This window comes from Methylocaldum gracile, from assembly GCF_053646815.1.
The window spans coordinates 3,155,269-3,176,467 of record NZ_CM132196.1; the positions used below are offsets into that span (position 1 = coordinate 3,155,269).

The following is a 21,199-nucleotide window of genomic DNA, read 5'->3' on the forward strand; positions in this document are numbered from 1 at the left end:
AACATCGATGTCCGATATCAAAACCTACGAAGGCCAACTCTTGGTCCAAGGCGCCCGCTTCTGCATCGTGGCGTCACGCTTCAACAGCTTCATCGTCGACCATCTGGTTGCCGGCGCGGTGGATGCCCTTTTGCGGCACGGCGCGAAAAAAGAGGATATCCATCTGGTCAAGACGCCCGGGGCCTACGAACTGCCGCTGGCGGTGCAGAAAGCGGCCGCTTCGAAGCGCTACGATGCCATCGTGGCCGTCGGCGCTGTCATTCGCGGCTCAACGCCTCATTTCGACTATGTGGCCGGCGAATGCGTGAAGGGCATCAGCAGCATCTCGCTCAAGCATGAAATTCCGGTCTCCTTCGGCGTCCTCACGGTGGATACCATAGAACAGGCCATCGAACGGGCCGGAACCAAGGCCGGCAACAAAGGCGCCGAAGCGGCGTTATCCGCGGTCGAGATGGTCAACTTATTGAACCAGATAGGTTCGGCATGAGTAATGCGCGAACCATGGCGCGCCGCTGCGCGGTACAGGCCGTTTATCAATGGCAGTTGAGCGACGCCGATCTGTCGGCGATCGAAGCCCAGTTCCTGGGTGAATTGAAGGAGGCAAAGGTCCTTTTCAGACGATATAAGAGCGGATACGACCTGACCGATCACGAACAAAATCTGCTCGAAGAATCGCTCGAGAAATACTGCCGCCAGCGGGAAACGGAAGATCAGCAGCCCGAAAGGCCGCCGCTCGACGAGCTGATCGAGCATTGCTGCGCACCCGAAATCAACGCCCGTTATTTTAAGGAACTGCTGCATGGCGTACCCGAACACCTTCACACGATCGATTCGGCGCTAGGCGAATTCGCCGATCGCCCGGTCGCCGAAATCGACCCAGTGGAGCGGGCCATCCTTAGGATCAGCGCTTACGAGCTGCTGTTCCGCCTGGAAATACCGTACCGGGTGGTGCTCAACGAAGGCATCGATCTCGCCAAGCACTTCGGAGCCACGGAAAGCCATAAGTACATCAACGGCATCTTGGATCGCTTAGCCCGTAAGCACCGCACGGCGGAAATACAAACGCGGCATAAAACCTAGTAGTTGCCGCACTACCCTTCTACTTTGCACAATGCCATGGCCTTAGGTGAATTCGAACTGATTCGCCGTTTTTTCACCGATCAAGCCGTCAAGCATCCGTCCACGGTTTTGGGCGTCGGCGACGATTGCGCTTTACTGCGCGTCGAGGAAGGCGAGGATCTGGCTGTAACCGCCGATACGCTGGTGGAAGGAGTCCATTTCCTGTCCGATGTCGATCCGGAAAGCCTGGGCCACAAGGTACTGGCCGTTAATCTCAGCGATCTCGCCGCGATGGGAGCGAAGCCCAAGTGGGTGGTGCTCGCGCTTACCCTTCCCCATGCCGACGCCGCTTGGCTGCAAAGTTTCGCAAAGGGTTTTTTCGCTTTGGCCGAGCGCTACGGCGTCGAATTGATCGGTGGAGATACCACCCGCGGCCCTTTGACCATTACCGTCCAGGCCCTTGGCCTCACGCCGCGAGACGGCGCTCTTCGACGTTCCGGCGCGCGTCCCGGCGACCTGATTTATTTGACCGGCGAATTGGGCGCCGCAGGGCTGGGACTCAAGATGCGTCAGGGCCGAACCGGTATCGAAGACCAAACGGCCATTGCCCATCTGGAAAGACCGGAACCCCGCGTCGATATCGGCTTGAAGCTGCGCGGCTTGGCTAACAGCAGTATCGACGTGTCCGACGGACTTGCCGCCGATCTCGGACATATCTTGGAAGTTAGTGGCGTAGGCGCGACGCTAGCCTGGGAACGGTTGCCATTACCGGACGGGGTACGCCGTTATATCGAGGAAACGGGCGACTGGCGGATGCCGTTATCGGCGGGCGACGATTACGAACTTTGTTTCACCGTTCCGCCGGGAAATCGGGAGAAGTTGGAGCGCTGCCTAACGACAGGCGGTTTTCCGTTCGCCCTGATTGGCCAAATCGAGCCGCAAACCGGCCTGAGACTCTTCAAAGACGGCAGGTCCATCGAGCTTTCCCAAGACGGATATCAGCACTTTTCCAGTGATTAATCAGACAATAAAAACAAGGTCCCATCGCCTCATCAAACCGGCGGAGATTTTCGGTAATCCCGCGTGCTTCCTGGCATTCGGCTTCGGTTCCGGTCTTGCGCCGGTCGCACCGGGAACCTTCGGAACGCTGGTCGCCGTTCCGATCTACTTGCTGGCAGCCAATCTAAGCACCCCGTTTTATGCACTCACCGTAATCGTCTTGTTGATCGCCGGCGTTTATATCTGCGGGCGGTGCGAGCAACAGCTCAACGTGCAGGATCATCCGGGCATCGTGTGGGACGAGATTACCGGCTTTCTCATCACCATGATGTTCATGCCGGCCTCCTGGGAATGGGTGCTCGCCGGCTTCCTGGCCTTTCGTCTTTTCGACATCTGGAAACCCTGGCCGATCGCCATGCTCGACCGTAGCGTTCACGGCGGACTCGGAATAATGCTCGATGATGGATTGGCCGGTATTTACGCAGCCATTTGCTTAATATTGTTACGAACGGGATTCGGAATCTGAAGATCCGACGAGCCTGTTTCGTTACCCAAAGTAAACGTTGGATTGCATCGAGGAAGCGTTTACGGTATAGTACTCTGAATTGACGCGGGGTGGAGCAGTCTGGTAGCTCGTCGGGCTCATAACCCGAAGGTCGTAGGTTCAAATCCTGCCCCCGCTACCAACAATTTGAGGGCTTACAGATCAACATCTGTAGGCTTTTTTCGTTTCTGGCGATCCCATTGATACGCAGAAACCGAGCCGTCTCTTTTCCTCCTGCCGAACGTCTGATTAAGGCCCGAGTTGCCAATCGGGTTTGCCCGCTCCGCCTGGATCGCGACATAAAGCCGCACGATCCGATGTTCTTCTGAGCAAGCACGCTTTGTGTGCCGAACTGTGGTTATGTCCTGAGGGATAAGCGATAAACTAAGCTTCGTTCATCAGTCCCAGCACAATAACAAATCATAATGGCTCACTTCCTCTACTTTGGAGAAGACGCCTCCCTGGCGCTTCTCGTACAGGCACGTCTAGCGAAACTTGGTCATCGCGTCGATATCGCGGCAAGCTGCGACGAGGCTCTGGAAAGGCTGGCTAGGGAACAGTACGACCTCGTGATTCTCGATCAATTGATTCCTGGGAAGCGCGGATTGACCACCCTTCGCGAAATGCTGGCCTTGCCGTTCGTCCCCGGCGTCATCGTGATTTGTAGCGATCACGCCTTTGATGTCGCTGTCGAGGCTCTTCGGCTTGGCGCCACGGATTATGTCGTAAAGGACGAGCATGAGGCATTCTTCGATCTTTTGCCGTCTGTCATTCAAAAGGTTCTCGACCGAGAACGCTTGCTCCGCGCCCAGAGAGAATCGGAAAACCGGGATCGAATTGCCGAGATGGTGTTTCATAACGTCACCGAGGGTGTCCTGATCACCGATTCCGAAACGCGCATTATCGCGATCAATCCCGCATTCAGCTCGATCACCGGTTACGCGCCCGAGGAGGTCATCGGCAATACGCCGGCTATTCTGAGCTCAGGCAGACACGACAAGGCATTTTATAGGAGCATGTGGGAGGCTATCGATCTGACCGGACAATGGAAGGGCGAGATCTGGAACAAGCGGAAGAATCAGGACATTTATCCTCAATGGCTCACCATCAATGTCGTACGAGACGAGAACGGCCGGTTGTTGAACTATATCGCGACCATCTCGGACATCACCGAACGCAAGAAGATCGAAGATCGTCTCCGCAATCTCACTCATTACGACACGCTGACAGGGCTTCCCAATCGCGAACTGTTCAATAAACGACTGAATGAAGCCATCAATCGGACCAGGCAAAACAATACCGGCCTCGCACTGCTGTTCGTCGACCTCGACCGGTTCAAAACCGTCAACGATTCCCTGGGTCATAACGCCGGCGACGAATTGCTGCGGCAGGTCGCCGCGCGCATCAAACAGTCGGTCCGCGAGAGCGACGTGACGGCGCGCTTGGGAAGCGATGAATTCACGGTCATTCTGGAGAACATCACGGAGCCGCAAAAGGCGCAAATCGTTGCACAAAAGATTATCCATGCGCTGAACAAGCCGATTAACCTGAAACGTCATCAAGTTTTCATTTCGCCTAGTATCGGAATCGCGTTCTACCCGTCGGACGCTACCGAGATGGAAGAATTGGTCAAGAATGCCGACCGCGCCATGTACACGGCTAAGTGCGAGGGACGCAACAACTTCAAATTTTATTCGCCCGGCATGAATGCCGCGGCCCTGGAACGACTCACACTGGAAACCCAACTGCGGTTGGCTTTGGAGAAGAACCAGTTCGTCCTGAGCTATCAGCCGCAAATCAATCTTCAAACCGGAAGCGTCATCGGAGTCGAGGCCCTGATTCGGTGGAACCACCCCGAGTTTGGGCTTGTACCGCCGGATCAGTTCATACCCTTGCTCGAGGAAACCAATCTGATCCTGCCGGTCGGCGAATGGGTCTTGCGGGCCGGGTGCCGGCAACTCGGCGAATGGCACAAACTGGGGCTGTATCCGTTACGCCTGGCCGTCAATATTTCCGTCCGGCAATATCGTCTCGATCATCTTGTTCCGTTACTCGATGCCATCATTGCTGAAACACAAGTCGACCCGAGCTGCCTGGAACTGGAAATTACCGAGAGCATCATGATCGAAAACCTCGATGCTACGCTGCAAATCTTCGAGGCATTCCGCAAACGAGGAATCAGAATTTCGATCGACGATTTCGGTACCGGCTATTCCTCTCTAAGCTACTTACAGCGATTGCCGATCGACGCACTGAAGATCGATCGCTCGTTCATCCAGAACATTCATACCTCAGCGAGCGACATGGCGATCACCAAAGCCATCATCTCAATGGCGCACAGCTTGGGAATCAAGGTTATTGCCGAGGGCATCGAAAATGCGCGCCACTTACAGTTTCTAAGAGAAGAACGCTGCGAAGAGGGACAAGGTTACTTCATTCAACGCGCTATGCCTGCCCACGCGTTGACCGAGTGGTTGCTGAGCCGTACGCCGCGTCGGCAAAGCATCCATGATACGGAAACTGTTACGACCGAATAAACCAGGACGCTAGCCGCCCGCCTGTCACGTTTTCTCGCCTGGCGTAGCGTTTGCGGAGGAAGGCGCTACGCATCGCAAATATCGTCGCCCCCTATATCGGCCACGCCGCCGAATTCCATTTGATTGCCGCCCGAGAGAAGAATACCCTGTTGAGCCCGCGCACACTTTGCACGGTCTAGTCAACACTAACAAAAAAGGGGAAAACGACGATGCAAAATGTCATGCTTCAGGTGATCAACGCACTTGCGAAATTCGGATTGGACAAACTGGAAAGGGCTCTGATCTTCGGCGCCGTGCTGGTCGTGGCTCTGGCGTTCGCCACCGGCACCGTTCAGATGTCGCAAGTCTGGTTTGCGTTTCTGTTTCGCTGGCTGCATGTGCTTTCGGGCGTCATGTGGATCGGCCTGCTCTGGTACTTCAATTTTGTCCAAATCCCGTCCATGCCCAAAATTCCGGACGAACAAAAACCCGCGATCGGCAAGGTCATCGCGCCGGCCGCTCTGTTCTGGTTTCGCTGGGCAGCCTTGTCCACGGTCGTGACCGGGTTGATCCTGGCAACCCTGAACGGCTATGTCCTTCAGGCGCTGCTGCTGGGCTACTTCAAAGGCGGTCAGGCCACGTATATCGGTCTCGGAATGTGGCTTGGCCTGATCATGGCCTACAACGTTTGGAACATCATTTGGCCGAACCAGAAGAAGGCGCTGGGGCTGGTCGAAGCCACGGATGACGAGAAAAAGGCGGCCGCACGGACAGCGATGCTGACCAGCCGTTTCAACACCATGTCCTCGATCCCGATGCTTTACTTCATGGTCGCCGCCCAAAACCTGGCGTAGGGGGTTCATCGAAATCAAAAAGGGATTCCGGTTTAAGCTCGGAATCCCTTTTTCCGTGTATCGAACCTAGAATCGGTTGCTCGGTAGCTACCGAAAAATGACCGATTACGATTCCCGAACATTGGCTTTCAACAGGACGAACTTGTAAACCAACACGGCACATAGTGCGCCCACCAAAATCCAGGAGTGACCGATCAGGAACGCCGACATTCCAGTTTTCGCCGCTCCTCTGAGTGAGGACAGGTACGGTTTGGAAACCAAGATCATCCACGCCCAGGCCGGCACCTGGTAAGCGATGGCTCCCGCGACACCCCAGTGCAGCGACTTCAATCCCAACCGCTCTGCGGTCCGGTAATACCAATAAATGATGCCTATGGTGAGCAATATGGAAATGAATAGCGGCATATCAGCATAACCTCGCTTGACTGGTAGGAATCGACGCGACCGAGCCACGTCCTGGGCAGCAAGGCTGCCCGCAATCGGATTATCCTACCTGTGGGTACCACCGCGAAAGAGCGGCGAGAACAAAGTCGCGGCGTAATCGCCTTCCTTTTCCGGCGCCTGTTCTACCGCATGGCATGGGCAGAACGATGAACCGATCAAGATGTCGTGCTTTGACTGCTCCTGAAGGCACTCACGATTTCCATCGGCAGCGGAAACACGATGGTTGAAGATCTGTCGCCCGCAACCTCGGTCAGGGTCTGGAGATAGCGCAGTTCGATGGCTCTGGGGGCCTGCGCCAATGTCCGAGCCGCTTCGACCAAGCGTTGCGAAGCCTGAAACTCGCCTTCGGCGTGTATCACTTTGGCGCGGCGTTCCCGCTCGGCCTCCGCCTGTCGCGCAATGGCTCGAACCATGCTCTCATCCAAGTCGACATGCTTGATCTCCACATTGGATACTTTGATGCCCCAGGCATCCGTCTGCTGATCGAGGACGCCCTGTATGTCGATGTTCAATTTCTCGCGTTCCGCCAGCATCTCGTCCAGTTCGTGCTGGCCGAGCACCGAACGCAAGGTTGTCTGCGCGAGCTGACTGGTCGCTTCGTAATAGTTGGCCACCTGAATGATTGCGTTGGCCGGATCGATCACCCGAAAAAAGACGATCGCATTCACCTTGACCGAAACATTGTCCCGCGAAATCACATCCTGGGTCGGAACGTCCATCACGATGGTCCGGAGATCTACCTTGACCATCTGCTGAATGATCGGAATGACGATGAACAGTCCCGGTCCCTTGACCTTGTAGAATCGGCCCAGCAGAAAGATGACGCCTCGCTCGTATTCGCGCAGCACTTTGATCGCCGCGAACAGAAACATCAGTACGACGACGGCGAGAAAAACGACGAAATAGGTGGTGATCATGGCTCTAGCTCCTTTCGTTCTTCTAATGGCGCGACGTTGAGAATTAATCCGTCCATTCCTTTTACGCGAACGCGTTGACCCTTGTGCACCGCAATCCCGGTTCGCGCCGTCCAGATTTCGCTTCGGACATGGATTCTGCCCAATTCCTGGAAGTCCTCCAGGGCGGTCCCCACCGCACCGATCAGCTCTTCGCGCCCGGTGACGACGGCCTTGTGCCGCGACCGCAAGATCAGGCCTACCGCAACGCCGAAGAACATCAGGCTGGCTAGGGCGAATGCCGCGATCACGGCCCAACTGAGGCCGACGCCGGGCATTCGTTCGGTGTCGATCAGGATTACGCTGCCGATGATGAACGCCGCGATGCCGCCTAGCCCGAGCGCCCCGAAGCTCGGCGCGAACGCTTCGGCGATCATCAGACCGATGCCGACGATGATCAGGGCGAGACCGGCATAATTGACCGGCAGGACCTGAAAGGCATACATCGCCAGCAGGAGGGAGATGACGCCGACCGTGCCCGGTACGATGGATCCGGGGTTGTAAAATTCGAGAATGAGTCCGTACACCCCGATCATCATCAGGATGTATGCAACATTGGGATTGGTGATGACGGCGAGCAGCCGGCTGCGCCAGTCGGGATCGATCGTTTCCACGGCGGCCCCGGTCAAATCGAGCGTCACGGAGCGGCCCAACACGTCGACCTGCCGTCCATGCAATTTCGCCAGCAAAGCAGGAACATCGGACGCGACGATGTCGATGACGTGCATCTTAAGCGCTTCCTCGGCGGTAAGACTGACCCCTTCGCGCACCGATTTCTCGGCCCAGTCGGCGTTTCGGCCCCGAAGCTGAGCAAGACCGCGCAGATAGGCCACCGCGTCATTGATTATCTTCTTGGACATGGCGTCGCCGGAGTCGCGCGGCGTTTTCGGCTCATCCTTATCGTTCGGCCCGGGCTTGCCTTCGTTTCCTCCCGGCGCGCCGATGGCGACCGGCGTCGCGGCACCGAGATTGGTGGCGGGTGCCATCGCAGCAACATGGCTGGCATAAAGAATATAAGTCCCTGCGCTGGCCGCCCGGGCTCCGCTCGGGGCGACGTAGGACACTATCGGAAAGGGCGAAGCCAGAATCATTCGGATGATGTCGCGCATCGCCGTGTCGAGGCCGCCCGGCGTATCCATCCGAATGATTGCCAGGCTCGCATTTCGCGCTTCGGCGTCCTTCAGCGCACGGCCGATATAATCGCTGGTCGCAGGCCCTACAGGACCGTCTATCGTCAACTGCGCAACCACCTTCGGCGGCGGAGCCGGACGTTCGGACGGCTGCTCGGCTCCACCCGCGATCTCCGCCGTGAGCCACAACCCGATAAAGATGACGATGATATTTCGCAGCATCCGTTCTCCGCGACTCCCGGTGAATGTGTTTGACCTTTCCGAGGCGGAGCTCGCCGGCAAGCCTCCGGTTCCGATTGATTCCTCTCTTTCTCGGACTCTCTTATACCGCTAACGGTTCTCGGGCGGCAAATCTCTTCTCGCGCGACGCTTCAGGTGTATGGGAACTACGCAGACGCAAAAACCGGATGCGCGCCGAAAGCCTATCTCGGTCGGCCGTTCGCCCTGAGCCCTTCGACTTGGTTCAGGACAGGCCCTTCGACGGTGCTCAGGACAGGCTTGTCGAAGGGTTTGGGGACCTACCAGAATAGGCTCTAAGCGTGCCGACCGGAAGGGTCAACCCTCGGGCAGATCCGTGTACTGGTAAATCGGATGAATCAGCGTTTCGGGCGGAAGCCGGATGAGTTCTTTGATGATTCCATCTTTCAGGCCATATACACACCCGTGCAGTACCGGGCGTTGATGGCGTTTCCATGCATGCTGGATTACCGAGGTGTGCGCGAGCGTCTGAACCTGTTCGATGACGTTGAGCTCCACCAATCTCTCCGCCCGCGCTTCTTCGGTCTCCAGCGCATTGATCTCGGACTGGTGCAAACGGTACACGTCCTTGATATGCATCAGCCATTTGTTGACGATCAGCAGTTCCGAGCGTTGCGGGCTGAGCGCCGCCCGGATGCCGCCGCAGTTGTAATGCCCGCATACGATCACGTGGCTCACCTTGAGCACGTCGACCGCATACTGGATCACGCTGAGACTGTTGAAGTCGGTGGTAATAACCTGATTGGCGATGTTCCGGTGTACGAAAATCTCGCCGGGCTGAGCATTGACGATGATTTCCGCCGGAACCCGGCTATCGGAACACCCGATCCACAAAAAATCCGGTGTCTGAGCGTTAGCCAACCGCGAAAAGTATTCCGGCTCCCGGATCGTTTTTTCTTCGGCCCATGCTTTGTTTTCCAATAATAGTTTCTCGAACGGTCTCATAGTTGCCTCTTCAAATGTTCGTTAATCGGCGTTTGACGGTGCCGGTCCAGATACCGACGCTGCACGCATTGGACCGGCCTGCGGCCAAATGCGTCACGCACTCGCGACGTACTCATCGCCCGAGCTTGCTACTTGAAATTCTCTTGAGTGCCCACTGCCTCGTTTACATGACCATGCACACGATCTTGCACTAAGATCCCTTCGGCCCCTCGCATGGCCACCATGGAATAGTGAGCGTCCGAATTCCTTTGAGAAAGAGACAAAGGCACCGCTGCCACAAAAGCTACGAGAACCATTACCGGAGTTTGCTTGAATCGGCTCGGCCGTACCGCAAAAACCGGGAAGAGCGAGTCGCTTGCTCCATCATCGTGCCAAGCGGCCGACAAGGAGCTCCGCCCGCTCTGAACTTTCCATGGGCTAGACTTCAACCACGCCATCGTGCGGGCAGTAAGCAAGAGCAACGCGCAGCCGCCCAAATTGACCGCCGTAAGCGCCGCGACCTCGTGACCGAATTGGTCCAAGAACATACCGCCGACATAGGAAAGCGCCATCGTTACGATGAATATCGGCAGCGACTGCTGACCCATTTCGATAATGGGCCGGACGGCCTTCGAATTCAGCCAATGTTCCCGGTTCCGCAGGAATGTCGTGACGAGATAGGCCAAGGCCATGAAATACGCCCACCGTAACGGCCCGAGATGGGTTTTGTCCAGCCAGGGCTGCAAACCGGCGTGGAGTTGAATCAGGAACTCGGTCGGCCGGAGCGCCGGCTCGGGACTCAGCGGCAAAGACAGAATCACGAACGCCACACAGATTGCCGCCAGCCATATCTTGTGTCCGGGAGGTTTAATCCAGCCGGATCCGAAGGCGAAGCCGGTGAAAAAAATCAGCTGCCAGCCGAACGGATTGAAAAACCAGGGGCGATCGCTGTGCAAGTCCGCCGAAAGCTCCAGTCCGTATCGCCACATGGCGAGGTAAACACCGATAGGGAAGGCGAAGGCCAGCGCTATATGAATGCGGGACAGCGTCCACACCACCGGTATCCACAACATGACCACCAGATACATCGGCAGAATATCGAAATAATTCGGAACATACCGTAGGGAAATGAGTCCCAAAAGGGCCTCCTGAGTATCATCGAAAAAATATCGAATATTGAGACGGTGGATATAATCCGGCTCTTCGAAAACCGCGTTGCCCAGCACGCAAACAGCCGCCAAAAGCATGAACAGAGCGAGGTGGGCGCCGTAGATTTGCCCACAGCGGTAAAACACCCGAACGCTGCCCAACCATAAACCGGACGTGCGGAAACTGCGGCCATAAGCGATGGCCGCTGCATAGCCGGAGAGAAACACGAAGACCTCGGCCGCATCGCTCAAGCCGAAACGAGACGGGGTATAAAGCAGCAGCTCGTTGGCGGGGATGTGATTGATAAAGATAATCAGCAAGGCAAGGCCGCGAAAAAAATCGAGCTTAAGGTTTCGCTGTTTGTGTAAGCTTTGTCCGGTCATCGGGATCTTAATCTGTCGACGAAAATATGCACCGGGTCCACGCTGACTTAGACACTCACCCCATAGCGCTCTCGGCGCGGGCGCCCTAACGCTCCATTCTATAATCCGAAGCTTTCACAAACCTTTCATAACGCTTGTTTGACTTATGAAGATTCTACTCGTGGAGGATGATACCGTTCTGGCCGACGGCCTCACGCACGTGCTCGGTCAATCGGGCTACGCGGTCACCGGTGCGGCTTCGGGTGCTTATGCCGAATCCGCACTGCTCACCCAAAGCTTCGATTTGGTCATTCTGGACCTGGGCCTGCCCGACATGGAGGGCTGCGAGCTATTGCGAAGATTGCGAGCGCGGAAAAATCCCGTGCCCGTCTTGGTCCTGACCGCACGAGATGCCCTGAATGACCGAATCAAGGGTCTCGAATGGGGCGCGGACGACTACATGGTCAAGCCTTTCGACCTCCGAGAGTTGGAGGCAAGAATTCACGCTCTGATACGTCGCCGTTATGGAGGATTCGGCGATCTCAAGGTCGGCCGATTGACGCTGGACACCCTGAATCGCCAAGTACTGGTTGACGATATGCCGATCATTCTGTCCGCAAGAGAATACGGAGTGCTCGAGGCGCTGTTGATCCAGGCCGGACGGGTGGTCAGCAAGGACCGTATCGCCCAGCGCCTGTCGGCGGGAAACGAAGAACTCGGAGACAACGCCATCGAAGTCTATATCCACAGGCTGCGCAAACGGATGGAGGCATTCGGCGTGAGAATCCGGACTGTGCGCGGCCTAGGCTATTTACTCGAAAAAGACACCGATGGCTAAAGTCCAGAGCCTCCGAACCCAGTTTCTGCTGCGCTTGGCGCTCCCTCTCGCCCTGTTCGTGGTGCTGGACGCCATAGCCTCCTATTACATCGCGTTTCATTACGCCAATGCGGCCTATGACCGCTGGCTGCTCGACTCGGCACGCTCCCTGGCGCAGGAAGTCAAGGCCCAGAAAGGCAAGGTGACCTTCGAACTGCCACCCACCGCATTGGAGATTTTCCAGTGGGACGAGGTAGATCAAACCTTCTTCAAAATCGAATCGTCCCGCCACGGATTCATGGCCGGGGACAAGCGAGTTCCACCGCCGCCCGACTTGGCCTCGGTCCGCGACCAGCCAGTGTATTTCGACAGCATGATTCAAGAGCACAGGGTCCGGGTGGTTTCCATGCTCGCCACACCCAAGGACAGTTCCGAGGAGGTTTTGGTCCAGGTTGCCGAGACGATAAGGAAAAGACGCAGCATGATGACCGACATTCTCCTGGCCGAGCTGGTACCCCAATTTTTGCTGGTTTTTGGCGCTGGGCTGTACATCTGGATAGGCATCAACCGGGGCCTGCATCCGCTAAACACATTGACGCGCGAAATCGCCCAACGCTCGCCGCGCGACCTCGCGCCGATCCCTGATACCGGCGTACCTCTCGAAGTGCTCACGCTGACCCATACCATCAACGATCTACTCGCGAGGCTCTCCACGGCAATCACTGCCCAGCAGCGCTTCATCGCCAATGCCGCGCACCAGCTGCGAACCCCGTTGGCCGGCCTGAAAGTCCAGGCGGAGCGTGCTCTGCGGGAAACCGAGCTGGCGACGATGCGCCCCGCCCTCGCGCAAATCCGAAACTGCGCCGACCGGGCATCGCGGTTGAGCACGCAGCTCTTGGTGCTGGCGCGCTCGGAAACGGCTCTGGGCGGCTCTCGCCCCGGTTCGCGGGCGGACCTCCGCGCCATCGCAAGGGATGCCTGTATGGATTGGGTGCCGAGAGCGCTGCAACGCGATATGGATCTGAGCTTCGAAGGACCGCAGGCTCCGGTGTACGTGCAAGGCGAGGAAACCCTGCTCCGCGAATTGCTCAACAATCTCCTGGACAACGCCATCCGCTACGGACGCGATCATGGCCAAATTACGGTACGGCTCGCGGCGGATACCCATCCATGCCTCATCGTGGAAGATGACGGGCCGGGCATTCCGGATTCCGAGGCGGACAGGATTTTTGAGAGGTTTTATCGCCCCCCGGGCAGTCCCGGCGACGGCTGCGGGCTCGGGCTTGCGATCGTCAAAGAAATTGCCGAGCAGCATGACGCGCGGGTCCGGCTGTCACGTTCCGATCACGGCGGAGCGCGGATCGAAGTTCTCTTTCAAGACCGAGAACCGTTTTTTTGAGCTGAGAAACTCTTCCGGCGAACCGACTGGCAAAGCCTACCTTCGGCCGGTTACTCGCTATGGAGGTAGAGCACCGTGGAATTTAGCAAATAAATCGCAAAGAGCCCGAGGCTGATCCAGCCCACTGTTTTGAAGACACGCGTCGCCGGTCGATACAGAATGCCCACGATCGCGAGGCCAGTCATGATTACGGCCGACATCGCCGACGCGCCGTGGATGGCCGATACGTTGGATAACAAAGGCCCTGGGCGGTAAAACAAATCGTCGATCGCGATAATCAAAATGTTGAAAAGATTACTCCCCAGGAGATTGGCGATCGCCATGTCGAGTGCCCCGAGCCGCAAAGCACCCAGAGTAACCGTGAGTTCGGGCATCGAGGTGACTATCGGGACCAGCAGCGTGCCGACGAATGACGTGTGCCACCCCATGGCCGTCGCGAGCTTGGTCGCGATGAACGGCATCCATACGCCGGCGGCGACTACGACCACCACGGCCCCGCCGTAACTCACGATCGCGCGGCGCAGCGAGATGCCGGCATAACGATCGGTAACCTCTTCCGCGAACTCGATCACCTGCTGCTTTTCGTAATGAAAAATCGAACGCACGGCGATCAAATACATCAGAACGATGACAGGCATATAAACGCCTACATGCCCTATGGCCCAACCGTTTCGCTGTCCGAGGAGAACGTTGAACCCCACCAGGCCGATCATGACCACTCCAAAACCCGCGGAGAGAATATGGCCCTGGCTGGCGCGGCGATAAATCGATTCTTTACGGTGGAGGAAATCGACCACGACCAGAATCATCAGATTTAAAACGCAAGCACCGAGCACATTACCCACGGCGATGTTCGGCGCCGATGCGAGCGTGACCGAGCTTAACCCGGTAATCAACTCGGGCAACGATGTCGCGGTGGCAAGCATGACCAGTCCCACCCAGTTTCCCGAGAGGCCGGTCTTGTCAGCAATGACATCGCCGTATAACGAAAGCTTCGTTCCGGCATAAGCGATCAAGAGGAAGCAAGCGGCAAATTCCGCCCAAATACTGAACATTATTGGATATTGATTGTGTTTCGTGACAAGTCGCAGGGTTCGCCCGCTCCATGGCCGCAGAGGGTTGCCGCATGATCCCCTTTCTGCGGACGGGACGGAGGTAAAAGTTGGCGCGTAGTTTAACGTCTTTTCACGAGACCTCCGATTAACCGCATTTCACCGGGCCGTGGGGCGAAATCGGAGTATGGGTGTTTGCATGTTTACATGAGCTCGGCACCTTCCCCTCGTAATAGTCCATAGAGACCGAGACCGGCGTTCGTGCTATTAGTAATTTTCATTCGATGTTGTCGGGTAGCTTCCGAATAAGGATGCGAAACAGGAGGGAATCCATGCGCCACAAAATCTCGATCGCCCTGGCGGCAGCCGTATCGAGTCTGCTATTTGTCGCGAATCCGGTCTGGGCGGCTAAGAAATCTCTGGACAAGGCGACTGTCGTCGCGGGGACCGAAGCCGATCGCGATAAGTCCTACCCCGGCTGGGAGGGTTTCCAACCATTCGGGGAAAAACAAAAAGAAGGCGGAACCGGTCAGCCGGAGACGGGACAGCAACCCCAAGGCGAAGGCCAGCAAACCACGCCCGCGGCGGAGCCACGGCAGCCCGAAGGCGAGCAAGGTACGGGCAGTCCCGGCGGGGCAACGGGCGGAGACAGCGGCACGGAAGGCGGAGAAGGCGGCTCCGAAGACGGGCAAAACCAATAGATTTTCACATCGGGTTTGCGGCCGACGCTAAACAGAAGCGCCTTTCGAGCGCCAACGCGAATCCAGCACGAAAACCCCGATCTCGCTCAGATGACGGAGGAAACGAGACGCTCTAGGGACGGCTGGCTAAGAGCGTCTCATGCTTCAAGTACGACTGGATTGAACGAGCATTTGGGCTTGGCTACTGCCGTAGATCGAAACCAGGCAAGGAAAAAATGAAACGGCGATATTTCCTGGTGTCCATTGCGGTGCTCGTCCTGACCGGCTGCGCCAATTCGGAAGGCAAGAAGACGGAGTTCGGCGCCAATGCCGACGACGTTACTATTGCGAGCAGGGTCAAGGCAGCGCTTTTACAGGACATTTATGTCGGCGGTCTCGGCATCCAGGTGCAAGCCCATCAGGGGCATGTGCAACTCGGCGGTTTCGTTCCCGACGAGGATCAACGCCGGCATGCCGAGGCGATCACGCGCGGAATCCGAGGCGTCAAGTCGGTCGAGAACAACATCCGCGTCAGGCAGAAAAGCGACGAGCCGCGGTTTTAGGAAACCCCGTCGTGGAGCTGAGACTTGGCGTCAGGCTCCTCGGGAGACTGTTTGTTCTTTTCGGTTCGTTCGTCGTCGCCTTTCTTATCGGCTCGGTTTGATTTCGCGTTGCCGCACCTGCCGGCGCGAGGAATGTTCCCTTGTTCGGCCCGGTCCTTATCGCCGCTCTCGCCAGAAATGAATTCGGTCGGGCGACATTCCGTATCGCGAGTAGCGCCTTGCGTCGTGCCCATACGGGAACGGGTATCCGCTAAAACTCGAATAATCACGAAAAATGGGGACTCCGGGATAAGTCCATAACGGAAAATAGACCGGCTGAGGATATTGGCAATACTGAGCGGCCTCGGCGTCGATCATGGCCGCGCGTGCCGATTGCCATGCCGCCAGGGCTTCCAGCTCGCGAACCCGGACCAAGCGTTCTTCACGCGCTTCCGCCGCTTTCCGGGCCGCCTCGGCCGCCTGCTGCTCTTTCCATTCCTCCAATCGCGCAATCGCCTCGGGGTCGGGTTTGGTGACCTTGATATGCATCCGACGGCAACTCCTCAAAGCCGGTTCATCGGTATATAACAACCCGGCATCGGTTCGGCATTCGTAGATCTCCGCCGAATGAACCGGTCGAAACCACAAGACCGCGATGCTCGCGAGAAGGCAGAACAAAAGGCACGTGATCGGACTCGATTTCCCTGAGCTGACGGCGACTCCCTTCCCCACGCCTTCGTTCTCTGCCCCTGTCGCTAAATCGCCCATTACGCGCTTAGTGACCATATCGCTACTTCCGTACGATTCGGGCAACGTCAAGCAATTAGACCCGCGTTCCGCCCCTTCCGTTCTTGGATAAGAGCCGACCGTGGCGCCGATCGGCTCGGCACGATCGTCGCCGTCCGTTTGTCCCTTAGCCGATGACGAACTACATTAATGTGAGCTTCGTTCAATACACACGATCGACCAATGCGCGGTAACGATAACGCCGATTTCGACGATTACACGGTGCTGAAACTCCAGCTCGATGCTGCGCAAGGTTCGCAGGAATCCACAGCCGATTACAGACTCACCGATCATTACTCCTTGTGCGGCACAGTGGGCCAGGGGGGCGTGGGGCGGGTGCTGCTCGGTTTCGACGAGCGCGTTGGGCGTCAGGTCGCCATCAAGGAAATGCTCGCATCGAACGAAGCCGTCGACTCCACCATCAGGCTCCGTTTTCTCCGTGAGGCCCAAATCACGGGACGCCTGGAGCATCCGGGCATCGTTCCGGTCTACGACATGGGAACCACTTCCCAAGGTGCTCCTTATTACGTGATGCGCCTCGTACGGGGGCAGACCCTGGCCGAAGCGCTTTCCGCATGCAATTCGGAACAGCCCGAACAGGCGCTTGCAAAACGTCTGCAATTGCTCGACCGGCTCATCGATGTCTGCGAGGCTATGGCCTACGCCCATTCAAAAGGCGTGGTGCACCGGGATCTCAAACCCGGCAACATCGTGCTGGGACAATTCGGCGAAACCATCATCCTGGACTGGGGTCTCGCCAAGATCGGCATCGAAGCCGATGTCTTCCGCCGGGCCGTACCGGCCGCATCCGAAGAGGCCGGATCCGACGACCTCACTCAAGTCGGCGAAATCCTCGGGACACCCGCTTATATGGCGCCCGAACAAGTGGATCAGCGTTATGGCGAAGTGGACGCGCGAACCGACGTATTCGCCCTCGGCTGCATTCTGTATCACATCTTGGTCGGACGGGCGCCGCTCAAAGGCAGCCTCTCGTCCATCGTCGAGCAGCTCAAGTCCAAAGCGCCGCTGCCCTCCTCGCGCAAAGGTCCGGTTCCCGCACCGGCCGAGCTTACCGCCATTTGCGACAAGGCCCTCGCGAAGGACAAGCTTTGCCGCTTCCGGGACGCCGCCGAATTGACCGACGAGCTGCGCGCTTTCCGCGATGGACGATTGGTCAGCGCGTACGCTTATTCGCGCGGCGAGTTGCTGCGCCGTTTCGTCGCCCGCAACAAGGCAGCGCTTTCCGCTGGACTTGCGGTCGTCATGGCCGTCGCGATCGGTGCGGGGCTGGCGGTCCATTTCGCCATGGATGCCCGGAAAGAGCGGGAAGTGGCCGTCGCCGAGCGACGAATGGCGGTCCATGCCCGCGAGCGCGCGGAAACGGCGCTGGCCGACGTCACCCGCATATCCAACGAAAACCTGACCGCCGCCGATCAGATCGCGGAAGACATAGCGAATGCCATAGGCTCGATACGGAACGGGATGGAACGGCTCGCGGACGCCGCGGGCAACATAGGCGACCGCAAGGCCATGACTCCGCTTCTGACATCCCTGCTAACCCGGTATCCCGACGCCGAACTTTTCGCCGCCACGATCGCCCCCGGCACGATCACCGCCGTGGCGCCGGCGAAATACGCTGAGGCCGTGGGCGCCGATACCTCCCGGCTAGAACACAATCGTCTGGCGTTGGAACTGGCCGAACCCATACTGAGCCGCGTCTACGAGGCGCCAGAAGGTTTCGACGCGGTAACCCTCGTCGTACCCATAAAGCGCGGCAAGACCATACCGGGTTTTCTGTCCACCCGTTTCAAGGCCGCCGAGTTCCTGGGAAAACTATTGCCCGCGGGACTCCAAACCCAGGAGAGAGCCGTGTGGATCATTCAGGACGACGGTTTCATCCTTTACGATACCGATACGGACGAAATCGGGGAAAACCTGTTCCGCGAAGAACGGTTCGACAAAATTCCGGAACTGCGCCAGCTCGCGAGACAGATTGCGGATCAGGAAGCCGGCATCGGCTATTACCACGGCCCGACCCATGGAAGCGGCCGAGAATCCAATCGCATTGCCGCCTGGCAAACGGTTCGGCCCACAAAAAACCGCGCGTGGAAGGTCGTAGTGCTGGAGCAGTGGGGATAAAACGGCCGAAAAGCTCACGCTGGCGCAGTCGGCCGGAAACTCACGGCTTGACCTCGACAGCATACGGCTGAAATCCCCAGCACCCGTCGCGGCTCTTCGCCTTGACCGAAATCCGAATCTTACCGGGCTCGGTGAGGGGCTGCGGCGGGACGGCCTTGACTCGCCAGTCGCCGCTTCTCATGCGTTCGAGTACCGGCTGAACCGTCTGGCCGTTGATTTCGACCGTAAGAGTATCGCTGTCGGTATTGTCCGACGCGACGAAAGCGAACTCGGCAAGCGCGGCAACGGCGCCGGTCGGATTCGGTTCGAAGAATTTCGGCTCGGCGCACCCGCTGCTTCCGCCGCCCCCGCCACCGTAAGCCCAGACGCTTCCGCTCGCGATAGCGATCAACAAAACCGCCGTCTTAACCAAACCGTGCATATTGCCTCCTTCGGACAAGCCGGAACCGGAACGATCATCCTGCCGACTGAAACAAATCGGCGGAACGCCGTCAAGACACTTTCGGCGGCAAAGGATCGCGTACCTGCAATTCGTTTGTCGAGAAGCCCGTTGCGCGGCCGGCACGTTCGAGACTAGGGTTTGTCCGACACGTTCATCACCATCTTGTGCTCGGCCACCTGCCGCGAATCGAGGAAATCGCGCATCGCGAGGGCCACGGTGCGGATAAGCTCCTCCTTGTGCGGATAGTGATCGATCTGCTCTTGGACCCACTCGTCCAGTGCGACTTCTAACGTAGATTGCTGAAAAACCCAAACTTTGCTCATCGACTTCAAATCCAAATAAGCACACCTCGGCACGCCCGCGAAGTTTCGATGGCGGTGGCGCCCGGGGTGGCCGGAGATCATAATTCAAAGCACCACATTTTAATCGGCGCGACGAACCGTGTTGACCCATCGCACTTCCGAAATTCAAAGCCGGCTTCACCACTTTCTATTTAGCTCGCTCGACGAACTGATGGCCGACCGGCTTGCCATGGATGCTGAATCCGCCGTATTGGACCTTTTCCACCGAACGGCGAGCCGTGTTCCGGCTTACCGAACATTTCTCGGCGCCCATGGCATAGCGCCGGAGACCGTCGGATCTTTTGATGCCTTTCGGCAGCTTCCCCTGATCGACAAGCCCAATTACATGCATGTCTACCCACTGCCGGAGCGCTGCCGCAACGGCCGCTTGGCGGAGTGCGACCGGGTGGCGGTTTCCTCGGGTTCGACCGGAAAACCCACGTTCTGGCCCAGATCGATCATCGACGAGCTCGATATCGCGCTTCGTTTCGAGCAGATATTTCACGACAGTTTCAGGGCGCACGAACGCAGCACGCTGGCCGTGGTTTGCTTCGCCCTCGGGAACTGGGTCGGCGGACTGTACACCACGTCCTGCGCCTGGCATCTCGCAGCCAAAGGGTATCCCCTGATGGTGGCGACGCCCGGCAACAAAAAGGACGAAATCTTCCGGGTGATCCAGGAACTCTCGCCGAGTTTCGAACAAACCGTGCTCCTCGGCTATCCGCCGTTCATCAAAGATGTCATCGATGCGGGTCTTGCCGCCGGAATCGAATGGCCGCGCTATCGGGTGAAAATGGTCTTCGCCGGCGAAGTGTTCAGCGAGGAATGGCGGAACCTGGTAGGCGAGCGGGTCGGCTCGAAAGCGCCCTGCTACGATTCGGCCTCGCTCTATGGCACGGCGGATGCCGGGGTTTTGGGCAACGAAACGCCGCTCAGCATCGCCGTCCGCCGCTTTCTGGCGGACCACCCCAAGGCGGCCAGAGAGGTCTTCGGCGAATCGCGCCTGCCTACGCTGGTTCAGTACGACCCGATCAGCCGGTTGTTCGAGGTCCACGAGGAAACCCTGGTGGTTTCGGGCGACAACGGAGTGCCGCTGATCCGATATCACATCGCCGATAAAGGCGGAGTTGTCGGTTACGGTGAGATGCGCGATTTTCTGCGAGATTGGGGAGCGGGCCCGCTGGCCGACTACGGTTTGGACGAAACCTTTCCCTGTAGACCCCTGCCCTTCGTTTACGTGTTCGGACGTGCGGACTTCACAGTATCGTTCTACGGTGCCAATATCTATCCGGAAAACGTGACGGTCGGCCTGGAGCAGCCGCATATCATGACTTGGGCGACGGGCAAGTTCGTCCTGGAGACGAAGGAATCGGCAGACGGGGACAAATACCTGAGCGTGACCGCCGAACTTCTGCCCGGCGCCACGGCGGACGATCAGAAATGCCGGACGCTTGCGGAATCCGTCAAAGCGCAGTTGTTGCGGCTCAACAGCGAATTCGCCAACTACACGCCGCCGGAAAAACAACTCCCCAAAGTTACGCTACGGCCATTCGAAGACCCCGAATACTTTCCCGCGGGCGTCAAGCACCGGTATACCCGGCGATGAGGCCTTAGCTTGCCCGGCTTTACACGGGAAGACTACGATGCCGGGGACTCTCCGTCGGTAGAGGAAGCTTGCTCCGGTCGGCCAGCGAGACAGCGCAGCACGATCGATAAGCGCTGCACTGTCGCCAGCCGGACAGGGAAGCCTGATGGCCTAGAGCGCTTTTCACCGCGGTTTAGCGGCGAGGATCGGGAGTTTGTAGGTCG

The 21,199-nt window shown here is 57.8% G+C and carries 21 protein-coding genes and 1 tRNA gene; 13 read left to right on the forward strand and 9 right to left on the reverse strand.

The features are described 5' to 3' along the window. The first annotated feature begins 7 nt into the window (after window positions 1–7). The 7 genes from ribH to ACWJJK_RS13855 all read left to right on the forward strand — a co-directional run bounded on the left by ribH (window position 8) and on the right by ACWJJK_RS13855 (window position 5,972). Window positions 8–487 carry a 6,7-dimethyl-8-ribityllumazine synthase gene (gene ribH, locus ACWJJK_RS13825; RefSeq protein WP_434151703.1) on the forward strand — a complete coding sequence of 160 codons (480 nt, stop codon included), beginning with the start codon at window positions 8–10 and terminating at the stop codon, window positions 485–487. After that, window positions 484–1,080: a transcription antitermination factor NusB gene (gene nusB, locus ACWJJK_RS13830; protein WP_077729845.1), complete on the forward strand. Its 597-nt coding sequence runs from the start codon at window positions 484–486 to the stop codon at window positions 1,078–1,080. The genes ribH and nusB overlap by 4 nt, the downstream gene beginning before the upstream one ends. A gap of 36 nt (window positions 1,081–1,116) precedes the next feature. Then, window positions 1,117–2,079, forward strand: a complete 963-nt coding sequence (thiL, locus tag ACWJJK_RS13835) for a thiamine-phosphate kinase (protein WP_454128183.1) — start codon at window positions 1,117–1,119, stop codon at window positions 2,077–2,079. After that, on the forward strand, window positions 2,072–2,584 hold the full coding sequence (locus ACWJJK_RS13840) for a phosphatidylglycerophosphatase A family protein (protein WP_434101691.1): 513 nt from the start codon (window positions 2,072–2,074) through the stop codon (window positions 2,582–2,584). The genes thiL and ACWJJK_RS13840 overlap by 8 nt, the downstream gene beginning before the upstream one ends. Window positions 2,585–2,667: 83 nt before the next feature. Then, window positions 2,668–2,744: transfer RNA gene (locus ACWJJK_RS13845), tRNA-Met, on the forward strand. A 283-nt stretch (window positions 2,745–3,027) separates the two neighbouring features. Then, a complete protein-coding gene (locus ACWJJK_RS13850; protein ID WP_454128184.1) occupies window positions 3,028–5,139 on the forward strand; it encodes a putative bifunctional diguanylate cyclase/phosphodiesterase in 2,112 nt (703 codons plus the stop codon). Between the two features lie 209 nt (window positions 5,140–5,348). Further along, window positions 5,349–5,972, forward strand: coding sequence for a urate hydroxylase PuuD (locus ACWJJK_RS13855; RefSeq protein ID WP_208110175.1), 624 nt, complete (start codon window positions 5,349–5,351; stop codon window positions 5,970–5,972). A gap of 105 nt (window positions 5,973–6,077) precedes the next feature. Here the strand turns inward: ACWJJK_RS13855 and ACWJJK_RS13860 are convergent, their stop codons facing one another. From ACWJJK_RS13860 to ACWJJK_RS13880, 5 genes are all read right to left on the reverse strand, one after another. After that, window positions 6,078–6,377, reverse strand: a complete 300-nt coding sequence (locus ACWJJK_RS13860; RefSeq protein WP_077729848.1) for a hypothetical protein — start codon at window positions 6,375–6,377, stop codon at window positions 6,078–6,080. A 194-nt stretch (window positions 6,378–6,571) separates the two neighbouring features. After that, complete coding sequence (locus ACWJJK_RS13865; protein ID WP_454128185.1) at window positions 6,572–7,333, reverse strand: slipin family protein; 762 nt, start codon at window positions 7,331–7,333, stop codon at window positions 6,572–6,574. After that, window positions 7,330–8,721, reverse strand: a complete 1,392-nt coding sequence (locus tag ACWJJK_RS13870) for an NfeD family protein (protein WP_454128186.1) — start codon at window positions 8,719–8,721, stop codon at window positions 7,330–7,332. The genes ACWJJK_RS13865 and ACWJJK_RS13870 overlap by 4 nt, the downstream gene beginning before the upstream one ends. 333 nt (window positions 8,722–9,054) lie before the next feature. Beyond that, on the reverse strand, window positions 9,055–9,702 hold the full coding sequence (locus ACWJJK_RS13875) for a carbonic anhydrase (protein WP_077729851.1): 648 nt from the start codon (window positions 9,700–9,702) through the stop codon (window positions 9,055–9,057). A 128-nt stretch (window positions 9,703–9,830) separates the two neighbouring features. Further along, window positions 9,831–11,213, reverse strand: coding sequence for an OpgC family protein (locus tag ACWJJK_RS13880; RefSeq protein ID WP_454128187.1), 1,383 nt, complete (start codon window positions 11,211–11,213; stop codon window positions 9,831–9,833). Window positions 11,214–11,358: 145 nt separating this feature from the next. Between ACWJJK_RS13880 and ACWJJK_RS13885 the strand changes: the two genes are divergently transcribed. Further along, window positions 11,359–12,030 (forward strand): response regulator, encoded by a 672-nt coding sequence (locus tag ACWJJK_RS13885; RefSeq protein WP_133718275.1) that lies wholly within the window; start codon window positions 11,359–11,361, stop codon window positions 12,028–12,030. After that, a complete protein-coding gene (locus tag ACWJJK_RS13890) occupies window positions 12,023–13,408 on the forward strand; it encodes a sensor histidine kinase N-terminal domain-containing protein (RefSeq protein ID WP_454128188.1) in 1,386 nt (461 codons plus the stop codon). Before ACWJJK_RS13885 ends, ACWJJK_RS13890 begins: the two co-directional genes overlap by 8 nt. A 50-nt stretch (window positions 13,409–13,458) precedes the next feature. Here ACWJJK_RS13890 and ACWJJK_RS13895 read toward each other — a convergent pair whose 3' ends face one another. Beyond that, window positions 13,459–14,463, reverse strand: coding sequence for a sodium:calcium antiporter (locus tag ACWJJK_RS13895; RefSeq protein WP_454128189.1), 1,005 nt, complete (start codon window positions 14,461–14,463; stop codon window positions 13,459–13,461). A 329-nt stretch (window positions 14,464–14,792) separates the two neighbouring features. Here ACWJJK_RS13895 and ACWJJK_RS13900 point away from each other — a divergent pair, with 329 nt between their 5' ends. Both ACWJJK_RS13900 and ACWJJK_RS13905 read left to right on the forward strand, forming a co-directional pair. Further along, a complete protein-coding gene (locus ACWJJK_RS13900) occupies window positions 14,793–15,161 on the forward strand; it encodes a hypothetical protein (protein ID WP_133718272.1) in 369 nt (122 codons plus the stop codon). A 215-nt stretch (window positions 15,162–15,376) separates the two neighbouring features. After that, entirely contained in the window at window positions 15,377–15,703 is a 327-nt protein-coding gene (locus tag ACWJJK_RS13905; RefSeq protein ID WP_086135033.1) for a BON domain-containing protein, read from the forward strand. A gap of 156 nt (window positions 15,704–15,859) precedes the next feature. On the opposite strand, the gene ACWJJK_RS13910 is transcribed toward ACWJJK_RS13905, so the two are convergent. Next, window positions 15,860–16,231, reverse strand: a complete 372-nt coding sequence (locus tag ACWJJK_RS13910; protein WP_434151713.1) for a hypothetical protein — start codon at window positions 16,229–16,231, stop codon at window positions 15,860–15,862. Window positions 16,232–16,651: 420 nt separating this feature from the next. Between ACWJJK_RS13910 and ACWJJK_RS13915 the strand changes: the two genes are divergently transcribed. Further along, window positions 16,652–18,607 (forward strand): serine/threonine protein kinase, encoded by a 1,956-nt coding sequence (locus ACWJJK_RS13915; RefSeq protein WP_454128190.1) that lies wholly within the window; start codon window positions 16,652–16,654, stop codon window positions 18,605–18,607. Between the two features lie 40 nt (window positions 18,608–18,647). On the opposite strand, the gene ACWJJK_RS13920 is transcribed toward ACWJJK_RS13915, so the two are convergent. Both ACWJJK_RS13920 and ACWJJK_RS13925 read right to left on the reverse strand, forming a co-directional pair. After that, a complete protein-coding gene (locus tag ACWJJK_RS13920; protein WP_454128191.1) occupies window positions 18,648–19,028 on the reverse strand; it encodes a hypothetical protein in 381 nt (126 codons plus the stop codon). 152 nt (window positions 19,029–19,180) lie between these two features. Next, window positions 19,181–19,372 carry a hypothetical protein gene (locus tag ACWJJK_RS13925; RefSeq protein WP_133718268.1) on the reverse strand — a complete coding sequence of 64 codons (192 nt, stop codon included), beginning with the start codon at window positions 19,370–19,372 and terminating at the stop codon, window positions 19,181–19,183. 118 nt (window positions 19,373–19,490) lie between these two features. Between ACWJJK_RS13925 and ACWJJK_RS13930 the strand changes: the two genes are divergently transcribed. Further along, window positions 19,491–20,996, forward strand: a complete 1,506-nt coding sequence (locus ACWJJK_RS13930; RefSeq protein ID WP_454128192.1) for a phenylacetate--CoA ligase family protein — start codon at window positions 19,491–19,493, stop codon at window positions 20,994–20,996. The last annotated feature ends 203 nt before the right edge of the window (window positions 20,997–21,199 follow it).

Coding starts and splice junctions, on each gene's coding strand:
- ribH (WP_434151703.1), top strand. CDS start 8: ATGTCCGATATCAAAACCTACGAAGGCCAACTCTTGGTCCAAGGCGCC.
- nusB (WP_077729845.1), top strand. CDS start 484: ATGAGTAATGCGCGAACCATGGCGCGCCGCTGCGCGGTACAGGCCGTT.
- thiL (WP_454128183.1), top strand. CDS start 1,117: ATGGCCTTAGGTGAATTCGAACTGATTCGCCGTTTTTTCACCGATCAA.
- ACWJJK_RS13850 (WP_454128184.1), top strand. CDS start 3,028: ATGGCTCACTTCCTCTACTTTGGAGAAGACGCCTCCCTGGCGCTTCTC.
- ACWJJK_RS13855 (WP_208110175.1), top strand. CDS start 5,349: ATGCAAAATGTCATGCTTCAGGTGATCAACGCACTTGCGAAATTCGGA.
- ACWJJK_RS13860 (WP_077729848.1), bottom strand. CDS start 6,377: ATGCCGCTATTCATTTCCATATTGCTCACCATAGGCATCATTTATTGG.
- ACWJJK_RS13865 (WP_454128185.1), bottom strand. CDS start 7,333: ATGATCACCACCTATTTCGTCGTTTTTCTCGCCGTCGTCGTACTGATG.
- ACWJJK_RS13870 (WP_454128186.1), bottom strand. CDS start 8,721: ATGCTGCGAAATATCATCGTCATCTTTATCGGGTTGTGGCTCACGGCG.
- ACWJJK_RS13875 (WP_077729851.1), bottom strand. CDS start 9,702: ATGAGACCGTTCGAGAAACTATTATTGGAAAACAAAGCATGGGCCGAA.
- ACWJJK_RS13880 (WP_454128187.1), bottom strand. CDS start 11,213: ATGACCGGACAAAGCTTACACAAACAGCGAAACCTTAAGCTCGATTTT.
- ACWJJK_RS13885 (WP_133718275.1), top strand. CDS start 11,359: ATGAAGATTCTACTCGTGGAGGATGATACCGTTCTGGCCGACGGCCTC.
- ACWJJK_RS13890 (WP_454128188.1), top strand. CDS start 12,023: ATGGCTAAAGTCCAGAGCCTCCGAACCCAGTTTCTGCTGCGCTTGGCG.
- ACWJJK_RS13895 (WP_454128189.1), bottom strand. CDS start 14,463: ATGTTCAGTATTTGGGCGGAATTTGCCGCTTGCTTCCTCTTGATCGCT.
- ACWJJK_RS13900 (WP_133718272.1), top strand. CDS start 14,793: ATGCGCCACAAAATCTCGATCGCCCTGGCGGCAGCCGTATCGAGTCTG.
- ACWJJK_RS13905 (WP_086135033.1), top strand. CDS start 15,377: ATGAAACGGCGATATTTCCTGGTGTCCATTGCGGTGCTCGTCCTGACC.
- ACWJJK_RS13910 (WP_434151713.1), bottom strand. CDS start 16,231: ATGCATATCAAGGTCACCAAACCCGACCCCGAGGCGATTGCGCGATTG.
- ACWJJK_RS13915 (WP_454128190.1), top strand. CDS start 16,652: ATGCGCGGTAACGATAACGCCGATTTCGACGATTACACGGTGCTGAAA.
- ACWJJK_RS13920 (WP_454128191.1), bottom strand. CDS start 19,028: ATGCACGGTTTGGTTAAGACGGCGGTTTTGTTGATCGCTATCGCGAGC.
- ACWJJK_RS13925 (WP_133718268.1), bottom strand. CDS start 19,372: ATGAGCAAAGTTTGGGTTTTTCAGCAATCTACGTTAGAAGTCGCACTG.